Source organism: Pseudomonas eutrophicaquae (assembly GCF_023544715.1).
Taxonomy (GTDB): Bacteria; Pseudomonadota; Gammaproteobacteria; order Pseudomonadales; family Pseudomonadaceae; genus Geopseudomonas.
The window spans coordinates 36,184-47,541 of sequence record NZ_JAMJEZ010000017.1 but is presented as its reverse complement, the minus strand read 5'-3'; the positions used below and the strand labels follow the sequence as shown (position 1 = coordinate 47,541).

The window sequence follows — 11,358 nt, the reverse complement described above, 5'->3', positions numbered from 1 at the left end:
GCACCGGTACCGGCTCAGGTGATCGACAAGGGCATCCCGACCGCCGGCCTGCTGGCCCAGGTCATGGTCGCCAAGTATGCCGACCATCTGCCGCTGTACCGCCAGGAACGGATCTTTGGTCGCGCCGGCCTGGCCATCCCGCGTTCGACGCTGGCCGAGTGGGTTGGCGCCTGTGGCGTGCAACTGCAACCACTGGTCGATGCGCTGCGTGATGGCCTGCTGCGCCAGGAGGTCCTGCATGCCGATGAAACCCCGGTACCGATGCTGGCTCCGGGCATGAAGAAGACCCAGCGGGCCTACGTGTGGGCCTATGCGACCAGCCCGTTTGCCGCGCTGCGTGCCGTGGTCTACGACTTCAGCCCCAGCCGTGCCGGCGAGCATGCGCGTACCTTCCTCGGCGACTGGAAAGGTCAGCTGGTCTGCGATGATTTTGCCGGCTACAAGGCCTGCTTCGAGCAGGGCGTGACTGAAATTGGCTGCATGGCCCATGCCCGACGCAAGTTCTACGATCTGCATGCGGCCAACCAGAGCTCACTGGCCGAACAGGCGCTGCACCACATCGGTCAGCTGTACGCCATCGAGCGTGAAGTCGGCGATCTGCCGCCTGATGAGCGACAACGAATACGCCAGGAACAAGCCAAGCCCATCGCCGATGCCCTGCACGTCTGGATGCTCGCCCAGCGCCAGTTGGTGCATGAAGGCACGGCCATCGCCAAGGCGCTCGACTACAGCCTCAAACGCTGGACGGCCCTGGTGCGCTATCTCGATGATGGCAGGGTCGCCATCGACAACAACGGGTGCGAAAACCAGATCCGCCCGTGGGCTATTGGCCGCTCTAACTGGCTGTTTGCCGGATCGCTACGCAGCGGCAAGCGTGCGGCGGCGATCATGAGCCTGATCCAGTCGGCGCGCTTGAATGGGCATGATCCGTATGCCTACCTGAAAGATGTGCTCACCCGTCTGCCGACGCAGCCGGCCAGTGCACTGTCGGAGCTGCTGCCGCATTGCTGGAAACCGGCCGGGGCGTGATGCCCGGACGGTTACAGTGCGCCGGGGCTGGCCCGGCACACTGTGGGCCGGCCCGGTCAGCTCCGGTCGCGCTCCAGCAGCGGCGCGAGGAAGCGTCCGGTGTGGGAGTGGGGCATGGCTGCGACGGTCTCCGGCGTGCCGGTAGCAATGATCTGCCCTCCCCGTGAGCCCCCTTCGGGGCCCAGATCGACCAGCCAGTCAGCCGTCTTGATCACGTCGAGGTTATGCTCGATCACTACCACGGTATTGCCGTGATCGCGCAGGCGATGCAGCACATCAAGCAGCTGCTGAATATCGGCAAAGTGCAGGCCCGTGGTCGGCTCATCGAGGATATACAGAGTCTTGCCAGTGTCGCGTTTGGACAGCTCGCGGGCCAGCTTGACCCGTTGCGCCTCGCCCCCGGACAGGGTGGTTGCGCTTTGCCCCAAGCGGATATAGGACAGGCCGACATCGATCAGGGTCTGCAGCTTGCGCGCCACCGCGGGAACAGCATCAAAGAAGGCGCGTGCCTCCTCGATGGTCATTTCCAGCACCTCGTGGATGCTTTTGCCCTTGTACTTCACTTCAAGCGTTTCGCGGTTGTAGCGCTTGCCCTTGCAGACATCGCACGGCACGTAGATGTCCGGTAGAAAATGCATCTCCACCTTGATCATGCCATCGCCCTGGCAGGCCTCGCAGCGCCCTCCCTTGACGTTGAAGGAGAAGCGCCCTGGTCCGTAGCCGCGCGAGCGCGCTTCCGGCACGCCGGCAAACAGCTCACGGATCGGCGTGAACAGCCCGGTATAGGTCGCCGGGTTGGAGCGCGGAGTGCGGCCGATCGGGCTCTGGTCGATATCCACCACCTTGTCCAGCTGCTCCAGCCCCTCGCAGCGCTCGTGCTCGGCGACCTCCAGCATGCTGGCACCGTTGAGCGCGGTGGCGGCCAGCGGGTAGAGGGTGTTGTTGATCAGGGTGGATTTGCCCGAGCCGGATACCCCGGTCACGCAAGTCAGCAAGCTCAGCGGAATCTCCAGATCGACGCCCTGCAGGTTGTTGCCGCGCGCCCCGGTCAGGCGCAGCACCCGCGCCGGGTCCATCGGTGTGCGGCTGCTCGGATAGCGGATCCGCTCGCGCCCCGACAGGTACTTGCCGGTCAGCGAATCCGGGTGTGCCATCACCTCGTCGGGTGTGCCCTGGGCCACGATGCGTCCACCGTGCATGCCCGCGCCCGGACCAATATCGACCACATAATCCGCCAGGCGGATGGCATCTTCGTCGTGCTCGACCACGATCACCGTGTTGCCCAGATTGCGCAGGTGGGTGAGGGTGGCCAAGAGGCGTTCATTGTCGCGCTGGTGCAGACCGATGCTCGGCTCATCGAGGATGTACATCACCCCGACCAGGCCGGCGCCGATCTGGCTGGCCAGACGGATGCGCTGTGCCTCACCGCCGGATAGCGTATCGGCGCTGCGCTCCAGGGTCAGGTAGTCGAGGCCGACGTTAACCAGAAACTGCAGGCGTTCGCGGATCTCCTTGAGGATCTTTTCGGCAATCTCGCCGCGCCGGCCTTCCAGCTGCAGCGCGGAAAAATAGGCACTGGCCTCGCCGACCGGCAGCGCGGTGACCTCTGGCAGGGTGCGCTCACCGACCCAGACATGCCGCGCCTCCGGGCGCAGGCGCGAGCCCTGGCAGGCTGGGCACGCATGGCTGCTGAGCAGCTTGCCGAGCTCCTCGCGCAGGCTGGCAGACTCGGTTTCCCGGTAACGCCGCTCCAGGTTGGGAATGATGCCCTCGAAGGGGTGCTGGCGACGCACCACATCGCCCCGGTCATTGAGGTAGCGAAATTCGATGGCATTGTTGCCGCTGCCGTGCAGCAGCACCTCCCGCACCTTGCTGGGCAGGCTGTCGAAGGGCGCTTCCAGGCTGAACGCAAAATGCGCCGCCAGCGAGGCGAGCATCTGGAAGTAATAGACGTTGCGCCGGTCCCAGCCGCGGATCGCACCTTCGGCGAGGCTCAGCTCGCCGTTGACCAGCCGGCGCGGATCAAAGAACTGCTTGACCCCCAGCCCGTCACAGCTCGGGCAAGCCCCGGCCGGGTTGTTGAAGGAGAACAGCCGCGGCTCCAGTTCGCCCAGCGAGTGACCGCAGTGCGGGCAGGCAAAGCGGGCGGAGAAGATGATTTCCTCCCCGTCTTCGCCGTCCATGGGGGTGACCAGGGCAATGCCCTCGGCGAGCTTGAGCGCGGTTTCAAAGGATTCGGCCAGGCGCTGCTGCAGATCGCCGCGCACCTTGAAGCGATCCACCACCACCTCGATCGTGTGCTTCTTCTGCTTGTCCAGCTTGGGCAGCTCATCGAGTTCATGCAGCCGGCCATTGATGCGCGCCCGCACAAAGCCCTGGGCGCGCAGTTCTTCAAACACCGACAGGTGCTCGCCCTTGCGTTCACGGATCACCGGGGCCAGCAGCATGCGCTTGCTGCCTTCTGGCAGGGCCAGCACCTGATCGACCATCTGGCTGACGGTCTGCGCCTCCAGCGGTACGCCGTGTTCCGGGCAGCGCGGAATGCCGACGCGCGCATATAAAAGGCGCAGGTAGTCGTAGATCTCGGTGATGGTGCCGACGGTGGAGCGCGGGTTGTGGGAGGTGGACTTCTGCTCGATGGAAATGGCCGGCGACAGCCCTTCGATGGTGTCGACATCGGGCTTTTCCATCATCGACAGAAACTGCCGGGCATAGGCTGACAGCGACTCGACGTAGCGGCGCTGGCCCTCGGCATACAGCGTATCGAAGGCCAGCGATGACTTGCCCGACCCGGACAGGCCGGTGATGACGATCAGCTGGTCGCGGGGCAGGGTGAGATCGATGTTCTTCAGGTTGTGGGTGCGGGCCCCACGAATCAGGATCTTGTCCACAGTGCTCTCGGCTGGCGGGCGATGGGGCGGCGAGTATAAGGCGCGCTGCGCGCGTGCGGCAAAGCGCGCGCCTGTGCCGAGGCGGGCGGTGCTGCTAGAATCGCAGGCCCTTTTTGCGAGGTGTCCGCATGCACGATCCGCATTCCGAACGCATGAGCCCGACCGAGCAGCGTGCGACCGCTGGCCTGGCCGCGGTGTTCGCCTTCCGTATGCTTGGCATGTTCATGGTGCTGCCGGTCATGGCGACCTATGGCCTGGAGCTGACCGACGCCACTCCGGTGCTGATCGGTCTGGCGATTGGCGCTTATGGCCTGACCCAGGCGCTGCTGCAGATTCCCTTCGGCATGCTCTCCGATCGCATCGGCCGCATGCCGGTGATCTATGCCGGGCTGCTGATCTTTGCCCTGGGTGCTGGGGTGGCTGCGCTGTCCGACTCGATCTGGGGCGTGATTGCTGGGCGCATCCTGCAGGGCGCCGGGGCAATTTCTGCCGCAGTGATGGCGCTGCTCTCCGACCTGACCCGCGAACAGCACCGCACCAAGGCGATGGCCAGCATCGGCATGAGCATTGGCTTGTCCTTTGCCCTGGCGATGATCGTCGGCCCGCTGCTGACCCGCGCCTTTGGCCTGGCTGGCCTGTTCTGGGCCACGGCGGTGATGGCCCTGCTGGGACTCTTAATCATTGCACTGCTGGTGCCGCGCCCCTCGCGCAGCCTGCAGACTCGTGAGGCCGGGGTGGCACGTCAGGCGCTGGGCGCCACGCTGCGCCATGCTGAGCTGCTGCGCCTGGACTTTGGCATCGCCGCCTTGCACGCGATTCTGATGGCCAGCTTCGTGGCACTGCCGCTTGCGCTGGTCGAGCAGGGCGGGCTGCCCCGCGAGGAGCACTGGTGGGTGTACCTGACCGCCATGCTGCTAGGCTTCTTCGGCATGATCCCCTTCATCATCTACGGTGAAAAGAAGCGCCAGATGCGCCGTGTGCTGACGGGTGCCGTGCTGCTGCTGTTGGTGTGTGAGCTGTTCTTCTGGCAATTCGGCAACGGGCTCGGTGCGCTGCTGGGCGGTACCGTGCTGTTCTTCGTCGCCTTCAACCTGCTGGAGGCCTCGCTGCCTTCGCTGGTCAGCAAGATTGCGCCGGCAGGCGGCAAGGGCACGGCGATGGGGGTGTATTCGACCAGCCAGTTTCTCGGTGCGGCGCTCGGCGGGCTGCTCGGTGGCGCGCTGTTTGCGCAGGGTGGTGTGTCGGCGGTGTTTCTGGGCTGCGCGCTGCTCGCTGCCCTGTGGCTGATCATTGCTGCTACTATGCGCGAGCCGCCGTATGTGACCAGTCTGCGCCTGGTGCTGTCCCCTGCAGCCCTTGCGCAGCCTGATCTGATCGCCCGCATCAAGGCGGTGCCCGGCGTGAGCGATGCGGTGCTGGTGGCTGAGGAAGCCGCCGTGTATGTCAAGGTGGATAAACAACAAGTGGACCGCACGTCCCTCGAGCGCCTGGTCAACATGGCCGCGACGTGCTGATGCCCAGGAGAGAACGTCATGGCCCGTGGGGTTAACAAAGTCATTCTGATCGGCAACGTCGGCGGCGATCCGGAAACCCGCTACCTGCCCAGCGGCAACGCTGTCACCAATATCACCCTGGCCACCTCCGAATCCTGGAAGGACAAGCAGACCGGCCAGCCGCAGGAGCGTACCGAATGGCACCGCGTGGTGTTCTTCGGCAAGCTGGCAGAGATTGCCGGCGAGTACCTGCGCAAGGGCTCGCAGGTGTATGTCGAAGGCAGCCTGCGCACCCGCAAGTGGCAGGATCAGAGCGGTCAGGACCGTTACACCACGGAAATCGTCGTCGACATGGGTGGCCAGATGCAGCTGCTCGGCGGGCGTCCGGGTGCCGGTGATGACGCGCCGCGTGCTCCGCGCAGTGCGCCGCAGTCCGCCCCGCAGGCCAGCGCGCCGCGTCCCTCGGCGCCCAGTCGCCCGGCGGCGCCGCAGCCGAGTGCCCAGCCGGCCCCGGACTACGACAGCTTCGACGACGACATCCCGTTTTAGATCCCTGCGGAGTCATTCCCATGCGTATGCGTCTGATGCTGCTGGGCGGCGGCAATGCCCTCGGTCAGGCGTTGCTGCGCCAGGGCGCCGAGGAAGACATCGAACTGCTGGCCCCGCGTCCGCCAGAAGGCGGCTGGGATCCGGCCAGCCTGACGGCGCTGCTCGATGAGCAGCGTCCGGATGCGCTGATCAACCTGGCCTACTACAGCGACTGGCTGCAGACCGAGCAGGTTGAAGCCGAGCGGCTGTTTGCCCAGGAGCGTGCCATCCAGCGCCTGGCGGAGCTGTGCCTGCACCATGATGTGATCCTGCTGCAGCCTTCGAGCTGCAAGGTGTTCGATGGCAGTCGCACCACGGCCTACAACGAAAAGGACGAGGTGCACCCGCTAAGCCTGCGCGGTCAGGCGCTGTGGCGTTTCGAGCAGATCGTGCGTTCGACCTGTCCGCGGCATGTGCTGCTGCGCTTTGGCTGGCTGCTCGATGAGAGCGGCGAAGGGCGCCTGGCGCGGGTGCTGCGACGGGCTGCCAGCGGTGAGCCGCTGTATCTGGCCGATGACCGGCGCGGTAATCCGACGCTGGTGGACGATGCGGCGCGGGTGATTCTCTCGATCCTCAAGCAGCTCGACTGCGGGGCTCCCCTGTGGGGAACCTACCACTATGGGGGGATCGAGGCAGCCACCAGTCTGGCGCTGGGGCAGGCCGTGCTGGCTGAGGCGCGCCGCTACCAGGGTGGCCTGGTCGAGGAGGTGCTGGCCCAGGCCCATAGCGATCGCCCGGATGCCCCGGAAGAGCCGCAGCACGCCGTCTTGTCCTGCAAGAAGATCCTCAACACCTTCGGCATCAAGCCGCGCGCCTGGCGTGCCGGTCTGCCGGCCCTGCTGGAGCGCTACTACCGTCATGGCTGAGTCCTGCATCCTGGTGACCGGCGGCGCCGGCTTTATTGGCTCGCACCTGGTCGAGGCGCTGCTGACGCGCGGTCACCGGGTGCGGGTGCTGGATAATCTGTCGTCCGGGCAGCGCAGCAACCTGCCCGTGAATGATCCGCGCCTGACCCTGGTCGTGGCTGATGTAGCGGATGCCGCCGCGGTCAGCGCAGCAATGCAGGGCTGTACGGCGGTGGCCCATCTGGCGGCGGTGGCCTCGGTACAGGCCTCGGTCGAGGATCCGGTGGCAACCCATCGCAGCAACTTCCTCGGTACCCTCGCAGTCTGCGAGGCGATGCGTGAGCAGGGGGTGCGCCGCGTAGTGTTCGCCTCCAGTGCCGCGGTCTACGGGCAGAACGGTGAGGGGCAGGCGATTGCCGAGGATACGCCACCGGCGCCGCTGACTCCCTATGCCGCCGACAAGCTGGCCAGCGAGCACTATCTGGCGTTCTATCGCCGCCAGCATGGCCTGTCGCCGGCGATCTTCCGCTTCTTCAACATCTTCGGGCCACGCCAGGACCCTTCTTCGCCGTATTCCGGGGTGATCAGCATCTTCTGCCAGCGTGCGCAGGCCGGGCAGCCGATCACCGTATTTGGTGATGGCGAGCAGACCCGTGACTTCGTCTATGTGGCCGATCTGGTCGCGCTGCTGGTGCAGGCGCTGGAGGCGGATGAGGTGCCGGAGGGAGCGGTCAATGTTGGTCTGGGGCAGGCCACCAGCCTCAACCAGCTGCTGGCGCTGCTGGGCGAGCTGCTCGGCACGCTGCCGCCGGTCAGTCATGCCCCGGCGCGCGCCGGTGATATCCGCCATTCGCGCGCCGACAACCACCGGCTGCAGCATCATTACCCTTTCCCCGAGCCCACGCCGATGCGTGAAGGGTTGCGCCAGTTGCTGCGGCGCTGAGCGGGGCAGGGCCGGCCTCAACGCAGTCTTGCCGTGTAACCATGAAAAAAGGGGCGCCTTGAGGCGCCCCTTTTGTGTGTGGCTTACGTTTAGAACTTGTAGCCAAGGCCAACCATGTACACCCACGGGTCGATATCCACATCAACCTTGACCTTCTGGCCGGCGAGCTTGGCGGTGGCCGTGGTGTCGATATCGGCATACCACACCGACATGTTGAACAGCAGGTTGTCAGTGAGCAGGAAGTCGACACCGGCTTCTACCGCCAGACCGAACGAGTCATCCAGCTCCAGATCGCTGAAGCCCATGCCCTTGGCGCCGCTGCTCAGGTCTTCAGAGAAGAACGTGGTGTAGTTGAGGCCGGCACCGACATACGGCTGCACTTCATAGCTGCCACCGATCGGGTAGTACTGCACCGAGAGGGTCGGCGGCAGGTGCTTAGTATCCGCCAGATCACCGATGCCTTTCACACTGATGGTGTGCGTGTACGGGGTCACGGCCAGCAGTTCGATACCGATGTGTTCGGTGAGCATATAGGTGCCGGTCACGCCCAGCTGAGTGTCGCTGTCCAGCGAGGCTTTGAGGCCGGAGGGCGCGCCACCGATGCTGATGTCCGAGCTGTCTTCGCGCGGATCAACGGTCGCGGCACCGGCACGGACGATGATGTCACCCGGCTGGTAGGCATGAGCAAACGGAGCAGCGACAGCCAGAGCCAGCAGGGAAGCGGTGAGAGTCTTGCGGATCATGGGAACGCTCCAGGCGATATGTTCTGTGGTGATGTGGGCACATCGTAAGGGGCGGCTGTGCGCGTGTTCTTGATCCAGCTCAATAGATTGGCCGGTGAGTTGCAAAAGCGCCATGCGCAGATGATAATTCTTCTCCTTTGCGTAGCAGCCCCATCCCCGAGGACGACGGCCCCATGATCTTCCATCCCTTCCGCCTGCTGGCGGCCACGCTGGCCCTGACCAGTTTGCCGCTGACGGCGGCACCGCTGGATGCCGCCCTGGACGAGAGCCAGCGTCTGGCCGCTGAGGCCAAGGCCTCCCAGGCGCGCATCGATGCGCTGGATGACGCCAGTCAGCGCATGCTGGCCGAGTATCGCAGCGCGCTGCAGCAGGCCGAGGCGTTGAAAGGCTATAACAAACAGCTGCGCGAGCTGGTCGCCGCCCAGCGCGAGGAGCTGGCCGGTTATCAGCACCAGCTGGACAGCCTGGCGCGCACCCAGGAGGCGGTCACGCCGCAGATGCGGCGCATGGTCGAGGTGCTGGGCGAGTTCATCGAGGCTGATCTGCCGTTCCTGCCTGAGGAGCGTGCCGAGCGCCTGACGCAGCTGCGTGAGCTGCTGCCGCGCGCGGATGTCAGTCTGGCCGACAAGTACCGGCGCATCCTGGAGGCCTATCAGGTTGAGAGCGATTACGGCCGCACCCTGGAAGCCTGGCGTGGTGAGCTGGTGGCACAGGAGGCTCCGCCGCGCAGTGTCGACTTCCTGCGTCTGGGGCGCAGCATGCTGTATTACCAGACCCTCGATGGTCATGAGAGTGGCTGGTGGGATGCGCAAAACCGTCGCTGGCAGGTGCTGGAGGGCGATCAGCGCCGGCCGCTGCGCCAGGCGATTGCCGTGGCTCGCCAGCAACAGGCCCCGCAATGGCTGACCCTGCCGGTGAAGACCCTGACTCCCGAGGTAACCCCATGAAGCGTCTGCTGTGCAGTCTGTTGCTGGCCACCGCGCCGCTCCTGGCCCAGGCCGAATTGCTGAACCCCGATCAACTCCTGGAGCGCATCCGCAGCGAGCGTCTGAACGAGCAGCAGGCCATGCAGGTCCGCGAGCAGGTCTTTATCGCCCAGCGCGCCGAGCAGGCCCGCCTGCTGGAGGAGGCGCGCCGCGCGCTGGCCGAGCAGGAGGCGGAAGCGGCGCGTCTCAAGGCTGACTTCGAGCGTCAGGAGCGCACGCTGACCGAACAGGAGCAGCTACTGGCGCGCCAGAGCGGGGATCTGGGCGCGCTATTTGGGGTGATTCGCCAGAGTGCCGGCGATATGGCCGGTCAGTGGCAGGACAGCGTACTCAATGCCCAGTACCCCGAGCGCCTGACGCAGCTGCGCACCTTGGCGCAAAGCCGCACGCTGCCCTCGACTGATGATCTGCAGAACTACTGGCTGCTGCTGCTGGAAGATCTGGCCGCCAGTGGCCGTATCGAGCAGCAGACCCTGCCGGTCGTCGGCGCCGATGGCCTGCGCCGCGAGCAGCCGGTGCTGCGGGTGGGCACCTTCAGCGCCTACGCCGATGGGCAGTTCCTGCGCTATGACGCCGATGCCGCGCAGCTGCTGGCGCCGCCGCGCCAGCCAGCAGGCGCCGATCAGGTGGCGGATTTTCTCAAGACCCGCGAGGCACTGGCGCCCCTGACCCTGGATCCGACCCGCGGCACGCTGCTCGATCAGCTGCAGCGCGCCCCGACCCTCTGGGATCGTGTGCAGCAGGGTGGGCTGGTCGGTGGGGTGATTCTTGCCTTGGGTGTGGTCGGGCTGCTGCTGGCGCTGTGGCGGATGCTCTGGCTGGCCGGCGTGGCGCGCGGCGTGCAGGGGCAGATGCGCGATCTGGGGAATCCACGGGATGATAATGCGCTGGGGCGGATCATCGGCGTGCTGGGCGAGCGTCCGCAGCTGGCGGATCTGGACACCCTCGAACTGCGGCTGGATGAGGCGATTCTCCTCGAAACCCCGCCGCTGGAAAAAGGCCAGGGCCTGCTCAAGCTGCTGGCGGCGGTGGCGCCGCTGCTCGGCCTGCTCGGCACGGTGACCGGGATGATCGTCACCTTCCAGGCCATCACCCAGTCGGGTAGCGGGGATGCCAGCCTGATGGCCGATGGCATCTCCCAGGCGCTGGTCACCACCGTGCTGGGGCTGGTGGTGGCGATCCCGCTGCTGTTCCTGCATGCCCTGCTGGCCAGTCGCAGCAAGGCGCTGATCCAGCTGCTGGAACAGCAGAGCGCCGGACTGATCGCCCTGCATCTCTCGGGTAGCCGCCGTGACTGACAGTCTGATCGCCCTGCAGGATCACTGGCACGCGCTGCTCGATTTCATGGGCGCTGGCGGGGTGGTGATGTGGGCGCTGGCGGCGCTGTGTGTGGCGTTCTGGACCCTGGTGTTCGAGCGTCTGCACTACATGGCCCGGGTGTTTCCGGCCTGGTCGCAGGAGCGGCGCCGTGCCTGGTTCGAGCTCGAGCGCACGCCCGGGCGCTGGCAGCACGCGGTGCGCAGCGCCTGGCTGGCCCAGGCCCGCCAGCAGCTGATGGGGCCGCTGCGCCTGCCGCGGGTGCTGGTGGCGCTGTATCCGCTGCTGGGCCTTCTGGGCACGGTCAGCGGTATGGTGGCGGTCTTCGATGTGCTGGCGCTGAGCGGTGGCGGCGATCCGCGCGGCATGGCCGCCGGTGTCTGGCAGGCCACCCTGCCGACCATGGCCGGCATGGTGCTGGCGATTTCCGGGCTGTTCAGCCTGGCGCGTCTGGAGCGTAATGCGCGCCGGGCGCTGGAGCGGCTGGCCGACCAGCTGCGTAACGACTGATTCGAGGTTTGCC

The 11,358-nt window shown here is 66.0% G+C and carries 10 protein-coding genes; 8 read left to right on the top strand and 2 right to left on the bottom strand.

Annotated elements, in window-relative coordinates; all coding sequences use genetic code 11:
- On the top strand, positions 1 to 1,029 hold a 1,029-nt coding region (tnpC, locus tag MXC11_RS09045), incomplete at its 5' end, for an IS66 family transposase (protein ID WP_250008998.1).
- Positions 1,030 to 1,085: 56 nt separating this feature from the next.
- On the opposite strand, the gene uvrA is transcribed toward tnpC, so the two are convergent.
- Positions 1,086 to 3,920: an excinuclease ABC subunit UvrA gene (gene uvrA, locus MXC11_RS09040; protein WP_250008993.1), complete on the bottom strand. Its 2,835-nt coding sequence runs from the start codon at positions 3,918 to 3,920 to the stop codon at positions 1,086 to 1,088.
- 128 nt (positions 3,921 to 4,048) lie between these two features.
- On the opposite strand from uvrA, the gene MXC11_RS09035 reads away from it, so the two are divergent.
- Genes MXC11_RS09035 through MXC11_RS09020 form a run of 4 tightly spaced genes read left to right on the top strand, consistent with a single transcriptional unit; the run spans position 4,049 to position 7,789 of the window.
- Complete coding sequence (locus MXC11_RS09035; RefSeq protein ID WP_250008990.1) at positions 4,049 to 5,434, top strand: MFS transporter; 1,386 nt, start codon at positions 4,049 to 4,051, stop codon at positions 5,432 to 5,434.
- Positions 5,435 to 5,452: 18 nt separating this feature from the next.
- A complete protein-coding gene (locus tag MXC11_RS09030) occupies positions 5,453 to 5,962 on the top strand; it encodes a single-stranded DNA-binding protein (protein ID WP_250008984.1) in 510 nt (169 codons plus the stop codon).
- A gap of 20 nt (positions 5,963 to 5,982) precedes the next feature.
- Entirely contained in the window at positions 5,983 to 6,867 is an 885-nt protein-coding gene (locus MXC11_RS09025) for a sugar nucleotide-binding protein (protein WP_250008977.1), read from the top strand.
- Positions 6,860 to 7,789, top strand: a complete 930-nt coding sequence (locus tag MXC11_RS09020; protein WP_250008970.1) for an NAD-dependent epimerase/dehydratase family protein — start codon at positions 6,860 to 6,862, stop codon at positions 7,787 to 7,789. The genes MXC11_RS09025 and MXC11_RS09020 overlap by 8 nt, the downstream gene beginning before the upstream one ends.
- A gap of 89 nt (positions 7,790 to 7,878) precedes the next feature.
- Here the strand turns inward: MXC11_RS09020 and MXC11_RS09015 are convergent, their stop codons facing one another.
- Positions 7,879 to 8,532: an OmpW family outer membrane protein gene (locus MXC11_RS09015; RefSeq protein ID WP_250008962.1), complete on the bottom strand. Its 654-nt coding sequence runs from the start codon at positions 8,530 to 8,532 to the stop codon at positions 7,879 to 7,881.
- Positions 8,533 to 8,705: 173 nt separating this feature from the next.
- Here MXC11_RS09015 and MXC11_RS09010 point away from each other — a divergent pair, with 173 nt between their 5' ends.
- From MXC11_RS09010 to MXC11_RS09000, 3 genes are read left to right on the top strand one after another with little or no spacing between them, the layout of a single operon-like run.
- Complete coding sequence (locus MXC11_RS09010; RefSeq protein ID WP_250008955.1) at positions 8,706 to 9,479, top strand: DUF3450 domain-containing protein; 774 nt, start codon at positions 8,706 to 8,708, stop codon at positions 9,477 to 9,479.
- Positions 9,476 to 10,816, top strand: a complete 1,341-nt coding sequence (locus MXC11_RS09005; RefSeq protein ID WP_250008948.1) for a MotA/TolQ/ExbB proton channel family protein — start codon at positions 9,476 to 9,478, stop codon at positions 10,814 to 10,816. Before MXC11_RS09010 ends, MXC11_RS09005 begins: the two co-directional genes overlap by 4 nt.
- A gap of 46 nt (positions 10,817 to 10,862) precedes the next feature.
- Complete coding sequence (locus tag MXC11_RS09000; RefSeq protein WP_250009005.1) at positions 10,863 to 11,345, top strand: MotA/TolQ/ExbB proton channel family protein; 483 nt, start codon at positions 10,863 to 10,865, stop codon at positions 11,343 to 11,345.
- The last annotated feature ends 13 nt before the right edge of the window (positions 11,346 to 11,358 follow it).